Raw genomic sequence first — 18,072 nt, forward strand, 5'->3', positions numbered from 1 at the left:
CTGATTGTCAGGACATATGCATTGACAGCGCGCGCACTCGGCGCACACTTTGTCTACATGCGCATCGGGGTCATCGGTACGGGCCGCATCGGCACGATTCATGCGAACACACTGAGTCGCCATCACGAGGTGGGTTCTCTCATCCTCACGGACACCAGTCCGGCACGGGCCCAGGAGCTGGCCCTCCGGCTCGGGGAGACGGCGGCTCCGGGGGTCGACGAGATCTTCACCTGGGGTGTGGACGCCGTGGTGATCACCACGTCGACGGCTGCGCACGCCGAGCTGATCGGCCGGGCGGCGCGCTCCGGGCTCCCGGTGTTCTGCGAGAAACCCATCGCCCTGGACCTGCCCGGCACACTCCATGCGATCGCCGAGGTCGAGTCGGCCGGCACGGTTCTCCAGATGGGCTTCCAGCGCCGTTTCGACACCGGCTACACCGGCGCCCGGGAGGCCGTGCGCTCGGGCCGCCTCGGACGGCTGCACACGGTCCGCGCGATGACCTGCGACCAGTCGCCGCCCCCGGCGGAGTGGCTGCCGCTGTCCGGCGGGCTGTTCCGGGACACCCTCATCCACGACTTCGACGTGGTGCGCTGGGTGACCGGCCGCGAAGCCGTCGACGTGTACGCCACCGGGTCCGACGCCGGGCCCGCGATGTTCCGCGAGGCGGGAGACGTCGACACCGGCGCCGCCCTGCTCACCCTGGACGACGGCACGCTGGCCACGGCCACCGCGACCCGGCTCAACGGCGCCGGGTACGACGTCCGTATGGAGCTCGCCGGGGAACGGGACACGGTCGTGGTGGGGCTGGACGACCGCACCCCGGTCGCGTCCACCGAACCGACCGGCCCTCCGGCGGCGGACAAGCCGTGGACCGGCTTCCTGGACCGCTTCGGCGCCGCCTACGAGGCCGAACTGAAGGCGTTCGTCGAGGTGGTCTGCGGTGAACGGGCCAACCCCTGCGACGGCCGAGAGGCCCTCCAGGCCCTGCGGATCGCCGAGGCGTGCGAGATCTCCAGACGGGAGCGCAGACCGGTGGCCCTGGCGGAGCTCCCGGGCGGCCCGGTACCGGCGTACGGGTGACACCGGGCCGGACCACACAGACAGCGCGCACCGCGGGGGGCCTGGGGGCAGGCCCCACCGAGCGTTGACAGGTCGCCTCCCCAGAGGGGGACCCCAGCGCCTGCCCGTTGCCGACTGACCCGCCGAGCCCCAGGGCCCGGGATCCCCGCCTACGTCACCACCGCACCGGCAAGCTCCGCGGCCCGCGTATCAGGGTGCCGGGGAGCCATTCGCCGGGTGGGCCGTCGGGGGTCAGGCCGGGGGCGCGGGTCAGCAGGGAGCGGATCGCCGTGCGCGCTTCCAGGCGGGCCAGCGGGGCGCCCAGGCAGAAGTGGATGCCGTGGCCGAAGGCCAGATGGCCCTGGGTGTCGCGACGGATGTCGAAGCGGTCCGGGTCCGGGAACCGCCCGGCGTCGCGGTCGGCCGCGCTGAGACCGATGATGACCGGGTCGCCCTTCGCCATGCTCACACCGGCGATCTCCAGGTCCTCGGTGGCGAACCGGAACGTGGCGTTCTCCACCGGGCCCTCATGGCGCAGCATCTCCTCGACCGCGCCGTCGACGAGGCCGGGGTCGGCGCGCAGCGCGGCGAGCTGGTCGGGGTGTGTGAGCAGGTTGTGCACCCCGCCGGCGATGAGGTTGACGGTGGTCTCATGGCCCGCGATGAGCAGGAGGAAGGCCATTCCGCGCAGTTCCCCGGCGGAAAGTCGGTCGCCGTCCTCGGCGGTGGTGCGCAGGAGTTCGCTGAGCAGGTCGTCGCTCGGCCCGGCGCAGCGCTTGTCCTCGATCAGCTCCTCCAGGTAGGCGGCGAGCTTGGTGAACGCTTCGTACTCGCTGTCAGCGCTGGTCGGCGCCACCGCCTCCGTGGACATCTTGCGGAACTCGGCGCGGTCCAGCTCGGGCACACCGAGCAGTTCGCAGATCACCGTGATCGGCAGCGGGTAGGCGAAGGACTCCACGAGGTCGGCCCGGCCCCGTGGCAGCATCGCGTCCAGCAGTTGATCCGTGATCTCCTGGACCCTCGGCCGCAGCGCCTCCACGCGCCGCATGGTGAACGCGCGCGACACCAGCGAGCGCAGTCGGGTGTGCTCGGGCGGGTCGGCGGACAGCAGATGCCGGCCGATCAGCCCCTGGTCGGGAAACCCGAGATCGATCTTCGAGGCGTCCTTGGCCAGCCGTGGATCGGCGAGCGCCGCGCGCGCCTCGTCGTACCCGACCACGAGCCAGACCACCAGCCGTTCGTCGGGCGCCGGCAGCCGCACCCGGTGCACCGGGCCGCGCTCCCGTAAGGACGCGTAGACGGGGTGCGGGTCGTCCCTGAACCCGATGCCGAAGTCCCCTAAGTCGATCACTTCTGTGGTCATGGTTCCCATCCCCCTCCGGTTACCCCGACAACGTTCGCACCGGCCTTCAGGTGCCCATGACCCGGTGGGGATTTCGTTCCCGAAGTTAACTTCCGGAAAAGTCATCGGACGCGACGGGAGAAATCCCCAAGTTGTCATTGACATGCCATGGTCTACGCGCGTCATCATGAGGGCATGAGATTCCCCCCACGCGCAACCCGCATCGGCGCCGCTGTCGCGCTGCTGTCCGCCGTCCTCGTGGGCGGCACCGTCTCCGCCGGCACGGCGGACGCCGCCGCCGCGTCCGTCGGCAGCATCTGCTACAGCGACCTGCCCTCCCAGGCGTACGACACGCTCGACCTGATCGACCAGGGCGGCCCCTTCCCGTACTCGCAGGACGGCGCCGTCTTCCAGAACCGGGAAGGAGTCCTGCCCAGCCATTCCACCGGCTACTACCACGAGTACACGGTGATCACGCCGGGTTCCACCACGCGTGGCGCGCGCCGCATCGTGACCGGTCAGCAGTACCAGGAGGACTACTACACCTCCGACCACTACGTCACGTTCGACCTGATCGACTTCGGCTGCTGAGTCCCCCACGTCTCAGCCACAGGAACGGTGCGACCCGCTGGAGGTCCGGCCCCGCATGCGGCCGGGCCTCCGGCGTCTGTCGGCACCGGGTCGTCACGCTTCGTCCGGAACCGTGTAGTCGCCGTACTCCGGGCGGCCGGCCACGTCGTACGTCTGGATGGAGACGCCCCGGGCGGTGACGCTTCCGCCGGTGTGCCGGAACGCGGTCGGTACGGTGCCCGCGGGGAACAGCAGCCGGCCCGCGCCGAGCACCACCGGGAAGGTGAGCAGGTGCAGGGTGTCGACGAGGTCGAGCGCCAGCAGGGACCGGACCAGCGCGCCGCTGCCGTGCACCTGGAGTTCGCCGTCGGTGTGCTCCTTGATCCCGGTGACCTCCTTGGTGAGATCGCCGTTCAGCACCGTGGTGCCCGCCCATGAGGGGTCGGTCAGGGTGCTGGAGGCGACGTACTTCGGCAGGGAGTTGAGCTTGGAGGCGATCGGGTCGGCGGGGTCGGTCATCTTCGGCCAGTACGAGGCGAAGATGTCGTACGTACGACGTCCGAGCAGATAGGCGCCGGAGCGGCTGAAGACGTCGGTGACGAAACGGCCGAAGTCGTCGTCGCCGTAGACGAAGCTCCACCCGCCCTGGGTGAAGCCGCCACTGGTGTCCTCCTGGGGGCCGCCGGGGGCCTGGTAGACGCCGTCGAGGGTGACGAAGACCGTGGAGACGAGCTTGCCCATGACGGATGCCTCTTCCTTCAGCGGGGTCTGTTGTCATCACCTCAGACCTCGTCGGCGCCCGCAACTCATCGGTGCGGTGCCGCGGTGTCCGCCGTCGGGCGGCTCCGCGGTACCCGCCACTCCTCCGCTCACCCGGCGTGCGTCGAGAACAGGCCTCCTGTCGGCCCCTGCTTGTCGCCGCCCTGGGCCTTCTTCAAGGCGTTGGCCAGGCTCTCGATGGTGAGCGACTGGAGGATCACCCTGCCGTTGCCCTCCAGGGTGGCCAGGGACAGTCCCTCGCCGCCGAAGACGGCGTTCATGATCCCCTGCCGGTTGAGGCCGCCGACGCGCTGGACGCCGTACCGGATGCCCTCCTCGAAGGCGACCACACAGCCGGTGTCGACCTCGATACGGCCGCCGAAGTCCGCCGGGTTGAGGTCGATGAAGTTGCCCGCGCCCGCGATGATCACCGTGCCGTACCCGGTGAACTTCTCCAGGATGAAGCCCTCGCCGCCTTTCATGCCGGTACGGCCGCCCTGGAAGGCGATGCCGAACTCGACACCGGACTCGGCGGCCACGAAGGCGTCCTTCTCCGCGAACCACGCGCGCGTGCCGTCCAGCTCCAGTGCGCGCATCTCGCCGGGGAGCACGCCCGCGAAGCCGACCGTGCCCTCGCCGCTCTGGGCGGTGAAGTACTGGAACGCGAGCGACTCGCCCGCCAGCGCGCGCTGGCCGGCCTGCATGGCGGTGCCCATGGCCTGCCGCAGCATCCCGCCCATGCCGCCGCCGGCGCCGCCCTGCTGGCCTCCGGCGCCGCTCGACGAGCCGGACAGCCGGGTCTCCATGGTCACGTTCGTCGTCTTGAACAGGAACTTCCCGGCCTCGCAGTACACGCTCTGGCCGGGGTTCAGGCTGACGACCGCCATCTGCATGGCGTTGCCGACGATCTCTTGCTGAAGGGTCACACGGGGAGAACGCGGGAGGCGGCTTCGGGAGTTCCTGCCGGTCCCGGACGGCGTACACGCGCGCGTGCGGCACGCCCGGCTCAGCTCTCCAGCCGGCGGTAACGGTCCGCCAGGTGGGCCGCGCCCTCCTCGGTGGGCGAGCCGTACAGGCGCAGCCGGGAGATACCGCCGTCCGGGAAGATGTCCACGCGCGCGTGCGTGGCGACAGCGGGGTCCGGCAGGACGAAACGGTGGTTCGTGTCGGGCTGAAGACGGGTGCGGGGGACGAGTTCCCGCCACTCGCCGACCCCGTCGACCCCGTCGACCCCGTCGACCCCGCTGGTCACGGCATCGTCGGCAGGTGCCTCCCCGGTCTGTCGCCCGTCCCGCACCGACACGGATGCCCAGCCCGCGCTGTTGCCCAGCAGACACGCCGTGTCGATCTCGACGGCGCGGATCAGGGACTGCGCGGCCAGCCGGTAGCGGATCCAGTCGTGGCCCCGGTCGCGGCGCCGGCGGGTCTCCCAGCCGTCGTCCATCCGCTGGGAGCGGCCGGGGCGGATGGTGTTGGCGGCGGGCGAGTAGAACAGGTCCGAGGCGTCCTCGACCGTGCCGCCGTTCTCGAGGGCGACCACGTCGAAGGTGCCGAGCACCGCCAGCCACCCGGGGTCCGGCACGACCTCGCCGTACACGCGCACGCGCGCGATGCCGCCGTCGGGATGCTGGTTGAGGCGCAGATGGGTGAAGCGCCGCTGGACGGTCACCGGGAAGCCGTTCGCCGCGTGACCGCCGACCGGGGTGCGCGGTACGAGGGTCGTCCACCGCACGCCCGGGCCGAGCAGCTCCTCCGGGGACGGCGAGCCGGGCACGGACGCGCCCTCGACCGACACCGCCTGCGGATGGTTGCCGCGGAAGTGCGCAGTGTCGACGACCACACCCTGTACGACGCCGGGCGCGCCGAGCCGGATCAGCGCCCGGTCGTGGTCGTCGTCCGCGGGCCAGGGGTCCCCTGCGCCGGTGCCCCGCCGCCGTCTGGTCTCCCAGCCGTCCATGACCTTGCCCTTGTGCCCGAAGTGCTCGGGACGGAACTCGGCACGCCCCGGCAGCAGCAGGTTCTCGCGCTGGGCGAAGAACTCGTCATCGGCGGCGATCACGGCGGCGCCGAGCCGCCGGTCGGCGAGGTCGGCGAAGCGGTGCGCGAAGGGGAAGTCGGCGGTGCGGTAGTCCGCGTACGGGTCGCCGCCGCCGTAGGGGTCGGCGTCGCCGGTGAAGCGCGGTGTCGCTGCCACTGGGGTGCCCTTCTGACGTCGGAAGCCGCCGGTTCACCCCGGCGGACGGCTCAGGGGGTGCGGGTGAGGAGCGTGCCTCTCGGCTCGGTGAACTCGCCGTCCGCGTAGACGCGCTCACCGCGCAGCCAGGTGGACTTCACGACACCGTGCAGGGTCCGGCCCGCGTACGCCGTGACGCGGTTGCGGTGCTGGAGGGCCGCCGGATCCACGGTGAAGGTCTCGTCGGGTGCCAGGACCGCGAAGTCGGCGTCGCGGCCGGACTCGATGGCGCCCTTGCGGTCGAGTCCTACGAGCGCCGCCGTGCGCGCCGACATCCAGCGGACCACGTCCTCCAGACCGTGTCCACGCCTGCGTGCCCCCGTCCACACGGCCGCCAGGCTGAGCTGCAGGCCCGAGATGCCACCCCAGGCCGTCGCGAAGTCGGCGGTCTTCAGGTCGGCCGTGGACGGCGAGTGGTCGGTGACCACGCAGTCGATCGTGCCGTCGGCCAGCGCCCGCCACAGCAGGTCCTGGTTGGCGGCCTCACGGATGGGCGGGCAGCACTTGAACTCGCTCGCCCCGTCCGGGACCTCCTCCGCCGTCAGGGTCAGATAGTGCGGGCAGGTCTCCACGGTGATCCGTACGCCGTCGGCCTTGGCTGCGGCGATCAGGGGCAGCGCGTCGCCGGAGGACAAGTGGAGCACGTGCACGCGCGCGTGGAGGCGTTTCGCCGCCTTTATGAGGTGCGCTATCGCGGTGTCCTCGGCGTGTCGCGGCCGGGAGGCGAGAAAGTCCGCGTAACGGGGGCCGCCGCTCTGCGGGGCCGTGTCCAGTTGCTGCGGGTCCTCGGCGTGCACGATCAGCAGCCCGCCGAAATCCGCGATCTCGGCCAGCGAGCGGGCGAGTCCGTCCTGGTCGAGGTGCGGGAACTCGTCCACGCCGGACGGCGCCAGGAACGCCTTGAAGCCGAAGACGCCGGCCTCGTACAGGGGGCGCAGGTCCGCCACATTGCCGGGCAGGGCGCCGCCCCAGAAGCCGACGTCGATGTGCGCCCGGTCCGCGGCGACCGCCTGCTTGGTGCGGAGGTTGCCGACGGTGGTGGTCGGCGGGACGGAGTTGAGCGGCATGTCGACCAGAGTGGTGATGCCACCGGCCGCCGCCGCGCGCGTGGCGGTCCAGAAGCCCTCCCACTCGGTGCGGCCCGGGTCGTTGACGTGCACGTGGGTGTCGACAAGGCCGGGCATCAGGACGTCGTCGCCGAAGTCCGCCACGCGCGCGTGGGTCCGCGCGACCGGCGTGTCGTACGGCAGCACGGCCGCGATCCGTCCGGCGGCGACCGCCACGGAGGCCGCCCGCGTGCCCTCGGGGGTGATGACGCGCGTCGATCGAAGAATCAGGTCCACGGATTCCCCGCGTCCGGCAGGAGCCATCGACTCACCCGCCTCACTACCTGTCGCAGCCGCACCCGGCCCAACCGTCTCTTCCGATTCCACCGGCTCCACCGAGTCCCCGCTCCTCCTGTCATGGCCAGGAAACACGATTTACTTCCGCGTAACGGAATTCAACTTCTGTTGATGGGAGTCAGGAGTCTTCATCCCCGCCCGAATGCCGTCAAGACCAAGTGGCCGCACCCTGGACGTTTCCACAACGCGAAATTAAAATTCCGGGAAGCAGTACGAGTTCGCGCACCGCCACAGAATCGAACGGCTGCCGGGTACGCTGCTGCCCTTCACGCCAGTCGCGAAAGGAACGCGTCGTGCCGCCGTCCAGCGCCCCCCATACCGGCTCCGCCAAGTCCGTGAGCGGTGGGGTCCAGTCCCTCGAGCGCGCCTTCGAACTGCTCGAGCGGATGGCGGACGCGGGCGGCGAGGTCGGCCTGAGCGAGCTGGCCGCGCACACCGGGCTGCCGCTGCCCACCATCCACCGTCTGATGCGCACCCTCGTGGCCTGCGGCTATGTACGTCAGCACGCCAACCGGCGCTATGCGCTCGGCCCCCGCCTCATCCGGCTCGGCGAGTCGGCATCCCGGCTGCTCGGCACCTGGGCCCGCCCCCATCTCGCCCGGCTGGTCGAGGAGACCGGCGAGACCGCGAACATGGCCCTGCTGGACGGGGACGAGGTGGTCTACGTCGCCCAGGTGCCGTCCAAGCACTCGATGCGCATGTTCACCGAGGTCGGCAGGCGTGTCCTGCCGCACTCCACGGGTGTCGGCAAGGCCCTGCTCGCCGACGCGCCGGACGACGAGGTGCGCGCGTTGCTCTCCCGCACCGGGATGCCCGCCGCCACCGAGAAGACGATCACCACGCCGGACGGCTTCCTCGCCGCGCTGGACGATGTGCGCCGGCTCGGGTACGCGGTCGACGACAACGAGCAGGAGATGGGCGTCCGCTGTCTCGCGGTCTCGGTGCCCGGCTCCCCCACCCCCGCGGCGATCTCCATCTCCGGCCCGGCCGGACGCGTCACGGAGGAGGCCATGGAGCGAATCGTTCCGGCGCTTCGGCAGGTGGCGGACGAGCTGTCGCAGGCACTGGCGGGGACGGGCGCCTGAGCCCTTCACCGGGGCCTGCCCCTCACCCTGGTCGGCCGCACATCCAGGACCCGCACACCCAGGAATCGCACACCTGGGGCCCGTACATCCGGGACCCGCGCCTGCGCCCTGCCGGGCCCTGGTGGCTCGTCACTCCCCGGCGGAAACGATGTCGCCGCCGGTTCGGCCCCGCGGCGGCTCCCCGAACAGATCCACCGCCGCCCGCACATCCGACAGCCCCCGCGACAGCGCGCTGACCGAGCCGATGGACCCGGCGATCAGCAGCAGCGAGCGCCGCAGGCGCGGGACCTCGGGGCTGCCGCTCGCCATTATTGCGGCCAGCGCCGCCAGTTCGTCCTCGGCGATCGTGCGATCGGGGAACTCGGCGGGATGCGCGGCCAGTTCACGTCGTAACCGGGACACGGCGGTACGCAGCCCCGCCACCCTCGGATCCTCGTCGCTGCCGGTCACCGACCTCTGTCCCAAGCTCCGCAACACAGCTCTCCCCCTTCACGCACCGCACCACGGCGCGCCTGACGTGCGTACTCCCACCCCGTCCCCGTGGCGTTGGTCGGGCGCCGGGGGACGCGGGTCAGTTAACGCCACCCGATGTGCCGTGCGCCACTCCATGGACCGAAAATCAGCCCATGGAACGGATCCGGTCGGCTTCCGGTCAGGCATGCAGGAATTCATGACCGAGAACGAAAATCCGATCACGAGCCCCATTGCCGGACTGCTGCTCGCCGCCGGCGGCGGACGGCGGCTCGGCGGGCGGCCCAAGGCGCTGCTCACGCACCGCGGGCGGCCGCTCGTCGAGCACGCGGTCGGCGTGCTGCGGGCGGCGGGCTGCGACCGGGTGCACGTGGTGCTGGGGGCGGCCGCCGACGCCGTACGGGAGCGGGCGGAGCTGACCGGCTGCGTGCTCGTCCACAACCCGGACTGGGAGCGGGGCATGGGGTCCTCACTGCGGGCCGGGCTCGCCTCGCTGACGGGGACGGGGGCAGGCGCCGCGCTGGTGTCGCTGGTCGACCAGCCGGGGATCGGGGCGGCGGCGGTACGGCGGGTGTGCGCGGCGTACGAGGGCGAGGCGTCGCTGGTCTCCGCCGTCTACGACGGGACACGCGGCCATCCGGTGCTGCTCGGGTCGGCTCACTGGGCAGGGGTCGCGGCGAGTGCGAGCGGGGACCGCGGGGCACGCGCTTATCTGAAGGCGCACGGCGACGCGCTGCGGCTCGTCGAGTGCGGGGACGTGGCACAGCCGTACGACATCGACACGACGGAGGACCTGGCCCGGCACCTGGAGTGACCGGGCGCCCGCGTCACCCCGCACGGCACCCGCTCGTACCCGCACACCGCCCGCTCGCACCCGCCCGGCATCCCAGTCGGCACCGATTGAAATTCCACGATGAGGAATCTATCGTCCACTCTTCAGAAGAGTACCCGGGTGAAGGAAGTGACCGCTCATGTCCGCACCAGCGTCGCCGTCCGGGCCCACGTCCCCGGCGGGTGTCGTCATCGCCGCCGAGCCGCTGCCCCGGCAGGACGAGGTCCTCACCGACGCGGCCCTCGCCTTCGTCGCCGAACTGCACCGGCGGTTCACTCCGCGCCGTGACGCGCTGCTCGCCCGCCGGGCGCAGCGCCGTGCCGAGATCGCCCGCACCTCCCGGCTGGACTTCCTCCCGGAGACCGCCGCCATCCGGGCGGACGACTCCTGGCGGGTGGCCCCGGCGCCCCCGGCCCTGGAGGACCGGCGCGTCGAGATCACCGGCCCCACCGACCGCAAGATGACCGTCAACGCTCTCAACTCGGGCGCCCGGATCTGGCTCGCGGACTTCGAGGACGCCTTGGCGCCCACCTGGGAGAACGTGGTTCTGGGCCAGCTCAACCTGATCGACGCCTACGCCCGGAAGATCGACTTCACGGACGCGGTCTCCGGCAAGACGTACGCGCTGCGCCCCGAGGGGGAACTCGCGACGGTCGTGATGCGCCCGCGCGGCTGGCATCTGAGCGAGCGTCACCTGCTGGTCGACGGGCAGCAGGTGCCGGGCGCCCTCGTGGACTTCGGGCTGTACTTCTTCCACAACTCGCGGCGTCTGCTCGACCTCGGCAAGGGCCCCTATTTCTACCTCCCGAAGACCGAGTCGCATCTGGAGGCCCGGCTCTGGAACGACGTGTTCGTCTTCGCCCAGGACCACCTCGGCATCCCGCAGGGCACCGTCCGGGCCACGGTCCTCATCGAGACGATCCCGGCCGCGTTCGAGATGGAGGAGATCCTCTACGAACTCCGGGACCACGCCTCCGGGTTGAACGCGGGCCGCTGGGACTATCTGTTCTCGATCGTCAAGAACTTCCGCGACGGCGGAGCGAAGTTCGTCCTGCCGGACCGCAACGTGGTCACCATGACGGCCCCGTTCATGCGCGCGTACACCGAACTCCTGGTCCGCTCCTGCCACAAGCGCGGCGCGCACGCGATCGGCGGGATGGCTGCGTTCATCCCGTCACGCCGGGACGCCGAGGTCAACCGGGTCGCCTTCGAGAAGGTCCGGGCGGACAAGGACCGTGAGGCGGACGACGGTTTCGACGGGTCCTGGGTCGCCCACCCCGATCTGGTGCCGCTCGCCATGGAGTCCTTCGACCGGGTCCTCGGCGACCGTCCGCATCAGAAGGACCGGCTGCGCGAGGACGTCGACGTCAAGGCGGACGACCTCATCGCGATCGACTCGCTGGACGCCCACCCGACGTACGCGGGCCTCGTCAACGCGGTTCAGGTCGGCATCCGTTACATCGAGTCGTGGCTCCAGGGCTTCGGGGCGGTCGCGATCTTCAACCTCATGGAGGACGTGGCGACGGCGGAGATCTCCCGCTCGCAGATCTGGCAGTGGATCAACGCGGGCGTCGTCCTCGACAACGGCGAGCGGGTCACCGCCGACCTGGCCCGCCGGGTCGCGGCCGACGAACTCACCGCGATCCGGGCCGAGACCGGCGACGAGGCCTTCGCCGCCGGCCACTGGCAGCAGGCCCACGACCTGCTGCTGAAGGTCGCGCTGGACGAGGACTACGCCGACTTCCTCACCCTGCCCGCCTACGAGCAGTTGGAGGGCTGAACTCCCGGCTCCGCACTGCGCGTCCGTCACCCCAGGTGCACGGACCAGTCCTGCTCGGCCGCCGGTTCGCCGTGCAGGTCGGGTACCTGCTTGAGCCAGCCGGGCCGACCGCGCCGGGTGCGCGCCGCGCGGTCGGCCTCCTCGGCGGCGATCTGGTCACGGCTCGGGAAGTCGGTGGGCAGCCAGGCGGCGGAGGCCCGGACACGCGCGGCGAGATAGCCGATGTACGCCTCGCGGAGCGCGTCGGGGCTCGCGAAGCCCGGCTCACCGGCGAGCCAGGCGTCCGGTACCTCGGCCAGGATGCCGCGCAGCAGGTCCTCGGTGACCTCGGGCGCGAGTGCGGCGTCGGCGGCGCGCACATCGGGGCCGTAGTGGCCGAGTGCGTGGTGCCGGAAGTCGTAGGCCTTCGTGGGCTCCGAGGTGTCCCAGCGGTGGTGGAAGACGAGGGCCGCGCCGTGGTCGATGAGCCACAGGTGCGCGGGCGCGGTGCCGAAGGTCGGCCAGATCATCAGATTGGAGCTGTGGATCGTCCGGTCGACATTGACGGTGAGCGCGTCCAGCCAGACTATCTTCCCTGCTTCCAGCGGGTCGACCGGGAAGGTCTTGGCGATCTCGGGTGTGAAGTCCTTCGCGCCCGGCAGATAGTCCATGCCGAGGTTGAGCCCGTCGCTGGCGTCGAGAAGATCGCGCACCTCCTGGTGCGGCTCGTGCGCGGCCAGCGCCGGATCGAAGTGGACCAGCACCAGCTCCGGGAACCGCAGCCCGAGCGCCCTCGCCAGCTCCCCCACGATCACCTCGGCGACCAGCGCCTTGTGCCCCTGCGCGGCCCCGGTGAACTTCACGACGTACGTCCCGAGGTCGTCGGCCTCGACGATTCCGGGGACGGAGCCGCCGGAGCGGAGGGGGGTCACATACCGGACAGCAGTCACATCACGCAGCACACCGGCCAGCGTAAGGGAGAACGCCGGTTCGAATCCTCAGGGTTTCCGGCGAGGGCCCCGGCCCCGAGTGCACCGCGCCTCGTCAGCCCGCCGTCACCCCGCACCCAGCGGGTTCGCCACACCCAGATACCGCGCGTCGGCGCCGTCCGCGCCCGTCCACCGCAGCAGCAGGTTGGTCTTGCCCGGCAGTGCCGCCCCGCCCAGCAGCGCCGCCGTCTCGGGCAGGTCGTCCCGGCGGGCCAGCTCGCGGCGGACCGCGGGCCACGGGTCGAAGCCGGGGTGGTGGTCCGCCAGCAGCGCGGCGATCTCCATGAGGTTGTTGACGACGAGGCAGTACACCAGCCGCTGCCAGCCCGCCGCCCGGTCCACCTCCGGCAGGAGTTTCACGCCCTCCGCGTCCCGGAACAGCGCCCGCACCGGCATGCCCTCGGCGTCGACCGCGACCAGCGTGTTCTGGAGATGTGCCTCGACCACGACGCCGTGCTCGGCGAAGGCCGCGAGGGCCGGTGGGACGACCTGGCGGAGATACGCCCGCCACCAGGCGTCCGGCGCCGTACGGCCGTCCTGAAGCGGGCTGCCCTCGAAGCCCTCGGCCAGCCCGGCCGCCAGCAGCGCCGTCGTACCGGGCGGCAGATGGTCGTTCAGTCCGTCTCGGACGACGACGGCGAGTTCCTCGAAGGCGAAGTCCGCGGTGCGGTAGGCGCGGTCGCTGAGCCAGGCGGCGGGCGGCGCACCGGCGGCGCCGAACGCGGCAGCGGCCCGGGCGTCCGTGCGGCGGAGTTTCAGCAGGTCGTGGCGCCACAGCCGCCGTATGTCGTTGGTGATGCGTACATCGAGGCTGAATTTCAGGAACAGGTCGTCCCCGGGTGCGTACACCGTGCGGATGGCCGCCGTGGGCCAGACTGCGGACGCGGTGGTGCCGAGGCGGACGAGACGGCCGTCGGCGAAGGCGGGGGCCAGCTCGCGGGCGACGAGGTCGAGCTGCCAGGGGTGGGCGGGCAGGAGCCGGTAACCGGGTGGCGCGGTGCCCAGGGCGTCCAAGGCGGAGGTGTCGCCCTCCTCCGCCACCGTGTCCTCCCGCACCCCGAGCAGCGCCAGCGGGAAGCGGGCGTGCGCCTCGGGGGCGTACGGCAGCCACGCCGCGACCGGGCCGCCGCCGCGGGCCTTGGGCGCGGGATGATACGGATGGCCGGTGATCAACGACTGCTCGGAGCGCAGATACGGGTCATCGGGCGCCGTGGCGCGCGCCCGCGCGGTGAGCAGCGCGGCCACCGCGTGCCGGCTGTCGATCATCTCGGCCGGCAGTTCGTCGTTGACGATCCCGGTGTGGCGGTGCAGTTCCTCCGCGACCAGTTTCACCAGCTCGGGGTGGCCGATGCGTTGCCAGGCACCGGCCGACTGCACCTCGGGACGGCCGGGCCGTCTGCCGTCGAGCACTTTGAGCAGCCTGCCGCTGCCGGGCAGCCGGTACGTCCGCCGTTCTCCCTCGTCGCCGCACGGCTCGGCGATCTCCCTGAACAGGCAGTTGAGCAGCGGTGCCGCCGCGTACGCATCCGCGAGTGCTGCGACATCGCCGTCGGGGGGCATGAGCTGGGGGCGGTCCATTCGTTCCCTACATCCGCATGGTGGGATCACGACCAGTATGAATCCCGGCGGCCGCCACCGTGGCCGTCGCACCACCGATCGGCCGCCACCGTGGCCGACGCTCAACCGATCCAGGAGCCGACCGTGCGCCGTTTCCCCACCGCTGAGGCCGAGGTCGCCGACGAGTTGGCCGCTCTGCGCCCCGCTCTCGTGCCCCGGTACACGGCCGAGCTGCCCGGCGCGCGGGCGGCCGTGCTGTCCCGGTTGTGGCGGGCGCTGGCGTACGAGCCGCTGCCATGGGTCGCCGGGCGGGCGTACGACGGCGACGAACTCGTCCTCACCCTCGGCGACGGGCGCCGGCTGCGCGGGCCCGCGGCCGATCCCTACGCCACCGGCGACCATGTCACCGCCGTCCACCTCGATACGGTGACCCACGACGACCCGGCCCGCCTGATGAACGATCTCGGCGTGCCGCACGGCGCCGACTTCGCCGATGAACTGGCGGACAGCACCGCCTCGTTGGCGCTCTCACGGGCCGATCAGCCGGACCGGCGGCAGGACCCGGACCAGTGGCAGGGCCCGGACCGGGAGTGGATGTGGGAGCAGCGGGTGGTGGACGGTCATCCCTTCCATCCCAACTGCCGTTCCCGGCCCGGCTTCTCGGTGGCCGAACAGCTGGCCTACGGCCCCGAGCACCGGCCGGTCGTACGGCTCGGTGTGGTCCCCGTCCCGGCGGAACAGTGCCTGGTGTCGGGGGTGTGGCCGGAGGAACTGCGGGACAGGGGGCGGCTGTTGATCCCGGTGCACCCTTGGCAGGCGGCTCACGTCCTCAAGCGGGGCGAGCGGCCGGGGGGTTACGACAACACCGGCATACTCGACGCGCACCCGCTGATGTCCCTGCGCACCCTGGCCCTCCCCGCCGCCCCGCACGACCCGCACTCCCCGAACGGCCCACACGGCCCGCACGGCCTGCATGTGAAGACCGCGCTGACCACCCGGCTCACCTCCTCCGTGCGGGACATCTCCGTCGGCTCGGTCCGCGCGTCGGCCGCTCTCTCCGCCTTCGCCGAGTCGTTCGAGGCGTACACCGGCGGCCTGTTGCACACCACCCGCACACTGGGCGCGGCCACGGACGGCTCACCGGATCTGGCGGCGGTGCTGCGCGAGTCGCCGCAGGTGTACGCGCGCAGCGGGGAACGTGTCCTGCCGGTGGCCGCTCTCGCCACCACCGATCTCCCCCGATCCCCCTCCTGGCTCACCGAGTTCGCCCGGCTCGCGCTCACCGTGGGGCTGCGTCTGCTGGAGCTGGGTGTGGCGCTGGAGGCGCACGGTCAGAATCTCCTGGTGGTGCTGGACGAGTCCGGCGCTCCGGTGCGGCTGGTGTACCGGGACCTCGCCGACATCCGCGTCGGGCCCGCCAGGCTGGCCGCGCACGGGATCGCAATGTCCGAGCTGCCCGCGCGGATCCTCACCGACGACGTGACGGCCCTGCGGCGCAAGCTGTTCGGCTCGCTCGTGGCGGGCGCGCTGACCGCCCTGGCGGGTTCGGCCACCGCGCTGCGGGCGGCGCTGGAGACGGCCGCACCGGATCTGCCGCGCACGCCCGACCTGGCCGCGCTCCGCGAAGGACCGCTGCCCACCAAGGCGTTGACGCTGATGCGGCTATCACGAGGGACGCCCGGTGACCAATGGGCCGCGCTGCCCAACCCATTTGTCCCTCTCTCGTTTTGAAGCCGGGCCCCTCGGCTCAATAAGATCCGCCGATGATCAGAACACAACGGCTGGCGGCAGGAGTCTGTGCCCTGCTCGCCGCCCTGACGGCAGGACTGGCCTTCCCGGCCTCGGCGGCCGCCGACGAGACGAACTCGCAGGCTTCCCCGAAGGTCGAACTGGTCCTGGACGTCAGCGGTTCCATGCGCACCAGGGACATCGACGGCGGCACGCGGATGGCCGCGGCGAAGCAGGCGTTCAACGAAGTGCTCGACGCGACGCCGGAAGGGGTCCAGCTCGGCATCCGCACCCTCGGCGCCAACTACCCGGGCAACGACCGGAAGACGGGCTGCAAGGACACCGCGCAGCTGTACCCGGTCAGCACCCTGGACCGTACCGAGGCGAAGACCCAGGTGGCGACGCTGGCGCCGACCGGCTGGACGCCGATCGGACCCGCACTGCTGAAGGCGGCGGACGACCTCAACGGCGGTGAGGGCACCCGCCGCATCGTCCTCATCAGCGACGGCGAGGACACCTGCCAGCCGCTGGACCCGTGCGAGGTGGCCCGTGAGATAGCCGCCAAGGGCATCGGGCTGACCATCGACACCCTCGGCCTGGTGCCGGACGCCAAGACCCGCGTCCAGCTGAGCTGTATCGCGGAGGCCACCGGCGGCACGTACACCTCCGTGCAGCACAAGGAGGAACTGACCGACCGGGTCGGCCAGTTGGTGGACCGGGCGGCGGATCCCGTGGTGACACCGGTCGCCACCGAGGGCGCGACCCAGTGCTCCCAGGCGCCGGCCCTCAAGTCGGGCCTCTACACCGACCGTGCGGAGTTCGGCCGGCAGCGCTGGTACAAGGTCGACGTCAAGCCCGGCCAGGAGCTGCGGGCTTCGGTGAGCGTGGCCGACGACCGCACCGTCAACCCCGACTACGGGGTGCTGTTGCGGGCGGTCACGGTGCACGGCAGAGAGATCGTGCGCGGCGAGGCCGCGGGCGACGGCCGTACGGACGTGATCTCCACGGGTCTGCGCTATCCGAAGGCGGAGAGCGACGACGAGAACGCCCCGGCGGAGACGGTGTGTCTCCAGGTCACCAACTCCTTCTCCGCGGCGGCCGGGGTGAAGAGCACGCCCGGTCTGCCGCTGGAGCTGACCGTCGACGTCGTGGGCGGTCCCGACCAGGCGAGCGACGTGGCCTCCTTCGGCCTCGGCCGCGGCTGGTGGCTGCTGGGCGCGCTGGTGCTGACCGGCTTTGTCGCGGGTCTTCTGTGGGGCTGGGTGTCGCGCTGGCGGGTCGCCGTCTGGAGGACGAACTGATGTGGATCACACGTGTGTTGAGCGCGGCACTGCTGGCCGCGGGCATGGCCGTGGGCATGACCGCCGGACTGGCCGGTCCGGCGGCGGCGGACTCCTCGCCCTCGCCGAGCGCCTCGGGCGACAGCAGCGCGCCCACCCAGGCGGGCACGTCGTTCCGTACGGCGACCGAGATCGACCAGGGGCAGAAGGCCACAGCGAGCGGTTCGACCAGTGACTACATGTACTGGTCGTTCCCGGCCGACGCGGGCCAGCGGCCCACCGTCAAGGCCACGGTGAAGCTGCCGGACTCGCACAGCACCGAGACCTGGCAGGTGGACGTCTACGACGGTCTGCGGCGCCGTCAGGCCTGCCAGTACGGCGCCCAGACGCGGACCGCGGCCCAGGGCACCACGTCGGTCGAGTTGGCCTGTGTGCTGCGCACGGTCCGCGGCTGGTCGGAGCCGTGGGCCGACGACCCGCTGCCGGGCACGTACTACATCCGGCTGACGGCGCTGAACTTCGGCTCCTCCGACCTCGGCAAGCCGATGAGCGCCGAGGTCCAGGTGGACTCCAAGGACATCGGTGGCTCGGCGGCGGTGGACGGCACGCTGGCGAAGCCGCTGGTGCCGGGCATCGCGGTGAAGTCGGCTTCGGAGGACTCCGGTTCGGACGACTCGAACTCGGTGAAGTCGGCCGTGCTGTCGAGCATCGAGCCCGACGGAGGCTGGTCGTCCGGCTGGTGGTCCGACCGCTGGATCTGGACGGGGATCGGCGGAGTCCTGGCCGCCCTGGCCGGAATCGGCGGCTATGCGCTGACGCGCGGATCGGGACGGCCGCGCCAGGTACCGCCGAACATCTGAGGCGACAACGGTCGCACGGTCGCGGGTGGGGCCCGCCGCGCATACACGCGCGGCGGGCCCCACGCCGTGTGAAGCGCATGTCGCGCGGAGCCCACGCCACATGTGGCGTGCGCTCCATGTCGCGCGGAGCCCACGCCACATGGAG

16 protein-coding genes are annotated in these 18,072 nt (G+C 71.6%); 8 read left to right on the forward strand and 8 right to left on the reverse strand.

Annotated features, from left to right (window positions below; translation table 11 throughout):
• Positions 1 to 57 precede the first annotated feature (57 nt).
• On the forward strand, positions 58 to 1,080 hold the full coding sequence (locus tag ACSYGN_RS07605) for a Gfo/Idh/MocA family protein (protein WP_460393179.1): 1,023 nt from the start codon (positions 58 to 60) through the stop codon (positions 1,078 to 1,080).
• A gap of 154 nt (positions 1,081 to 1,234) precedes the next feature.
• On the opposite strand, the gene ACSYGN_RS07610 is transcribed toward ACSYGN_RS07605, so the two are convergent.
• On the reverse strand, positions 1,235 to 2,422 hold the full coding sequence (locus ACSYGN_RS07610) for a cytochrome P450 family protein (protein ID WP_460393181.1): 1,188 nt from the start codon (positions 2,420 to 2,422) through the stop codon (positions 1,235 to 1,237).
• 174 nt (positions 2,423 to 2,596) lie between these two features.
• Here ACSYGN_RS07610 and ACSYGN_RS07615 point away from each other — a divergent pair, with 174 nt between their 5' ends.
• Positions 2,597 to 2,992: a guanyl-specific ribonuclease gene (locus tag ACSYGN_RS07615; RefSeq protein WP_460393183.1), complete on the forward strand. Its 396-nt coding sequence runs from the start codon at positions 2,597 to 2,599 to the stop codon at positions 2,990 to 2,992.
• Positions 2,993 to 3,085: 93 nt separating this feature from the next.
• Here the strand turns inward: ACSYGN_RS07615 and ACSYGN_RS07620 are convergent, their stop codons facing one another.
• From ACSYGN_RS07620 to allB, 4 genes are all read right to left on the reverse strand, one after another.
• A complete protein-coding gene (locus ACSYGN_RS07620) occupies positions 3,086 to 3,712 on the reverse strand; it encodes a dihydrofolate reductase family protein (protein WP_460393185.1) in 627 nt (208 codons plus the stop codon).
• 128 nt (positions 3,713 to 3,840) lie between these two features.
• A complete protein-coding gene (locus tag ACSYGN_RS07625) occupies positions 3,841 to 4,656 on the reverse strand; it encodes an AIM24 family protein (RefSeq protein WP_460393187.1) in 816 nt (271 codons plus the stop codon).
• An 80-nt stretch (positions 4,657 to 4,736) separates the two neighbouring features.
• Positions 4,737 to 5,924, reverse strand: coding sequence for an allantoicase (gene alc, locus ACSYGN_RS07630; protein ID WP_460393189.1), 1,188 nt, complete (start codon positions 5,922 to 5,924; stop codon positions 4,737 to 4,739).
• Positions 5,925 to 5,974: 50 nt separating this feature from the next.
• The gene (allB, locus tag ACSYGN_RS07635) at positions 5,975 to 7,333 is read right to left on the reverse strand and encodes an allantoinase AllB (RefSeq protein ID WP_460393191.1); all 1,359 of its coding nucleotides are present in this window, start codon (positions 7,331 to 7,333) and stop codon (positions 5,975 to 5,977) included.
• A 326-nt stretch (positions 7,334 to 7,659) separates the two neighbouring features.
• On the opposite strand from allB, the gene ACSYGN_RS07640 reads away from it, so the two are divergent.
• Complete coding sequence (locus ACSYGN_RS07640) at positions 7,660 to 8,451, forward strand: IclR family transcriptional regulator (RefSeq protein ID WP_460393193.1); 792 nt, start codon at positions 7,660 to 7,662, stop codon at positions 8,449 to 8,451.
• A 129-nt stretch (positions 8,452 to 8,580) separates the two neighbouring features.
• On the opposite strand, the gene ACSYGN_RS07645 is transcribed toward ACSYGN_RS07640, so the two are convergent.
• The gene (locus ACSYGN_RS07645; protein WP_460393195.1) at positions 8,581 to 8,901 is read right to left on the reverse strand and encodes a DUF5955 family protein; all 321 of its coding nucleotides are present in this window, start codon (positions 8,899 to 8,901) and stop codon (positions 8,581 to 8,583) included.
• Positions 8,902 to 9,121: 220 nt separating this feature from the next.
• Between ACSYGN_RS07645 and ACSYGN_RS07650 the strand changes: the two genes are divergently transcribed.
• The gene (locus tag ACSYGN_RS07650) at positions 9,122 to 9,736 is read left to right on the forward strand and encodes a nucleotidyltransferase family protein (protein WP_460393197.1); all 615 of its coding nucleotides are present in this window, start codon (positions 9,122 to 9,124) and stop codon (positions 9,734 to 9,736) included.
• A gap of 157 nt (positions 9,737 to 9,893) precedes the next feature.
• Positions 9,894 to 11,534: a malate synthase A gene (gene aceB, locus ACSYGN_RS07655; RefSeq protein ID WP_460393199.1), complete on the forward strand. Its 1,641-nt coding sequence runs from the start codon at positions 9,894 to 9,896 to the stop codon at positions 11,532 to 11,534.
• A 26-nt stretch (positions 11,535 to 11,560) separates the two neighbouring features.
• Here aceB and ACSYGN_RS07660 read toward each other — a convergent pair whose 3' ends face one another.
• Complete coding sequence (locus ACSYGN_RS07660; protein WP_460393201.1) at positions 11,561 to 12,475, reverse strand: HipA family kinase; 915 nt, start codon at positions 12,473 to 12,475, stop codon at positions 11,561 to 11,563.
• 93 nt (positions 12,476 to 12,568) lie between these two features.
• Positions 12,569 to 14,080: an IucA/IucC family protein gene (locus ACSYGN_RS07665; RefSeq protein ID WP_460393203.1), complete on the reverse strand. Its 1,512-nt coding sequence runs from the start codon at positions 14,078 to 14,080 to the stop codon at positions 12,569 to 12,571.
• 123 nt (positions 14,081 to 14,203) lie between these two features.
• Between ACSYGN_RS07665 and ACSYGN_RS07670 the strand changes: the two genes are divergently transcribed.
• The 3 genes from ACSYGN_RS07670 to ACSYGN_RS07680 are packed head-to-tail and all read left to right on the forward strand — an operon-like array spanning position 14,204 to position 17,927.
• Positions 14,204 to 15,790: an IucA/IucC family protein gene (locus tag ACSYGN_RS07670; protein WP_460393205.1), complete on the forward strand. Its 1,587-nt coding sequence runs from the start codon at positions 14,204 to 14,206 to the stop codon at positions 15,788 to 15,790.
• A 32-nt stretch (positions 15,791 to 15,822) separates the two neighbouring features.
• A complete protein-coding gene (locus ACSYGN_RS07675; protein ID WP_460393207.1) occupies positions 15,823 to 17,088 on the forward strand; it encodes a VWA domain-containing protein in 1,266 nt (421 codons plus the stop codon).
• Positions 17,088 to 17,927: a hypothetical protein gene (locus ACSYGN_RS07680; protein WP_460393209.1), complete on the forward strand. Its 840-nt coding sequence runs from the start codon at positions 17,088 to 17,090 to the stop codon at positions 17,925 to 17,927. Before ACSYGN_RS07675 ends, ACSYGN_RS07680 begins: the two co-directional genes overlap by 1 nt.
• The last annotated feature ends 145 nt before the right edge of the window (positions 17,928 to 18,072 follow it).

Source organism: Streptomyces sp. YIM S03343 (assembly GCF_054729195.1).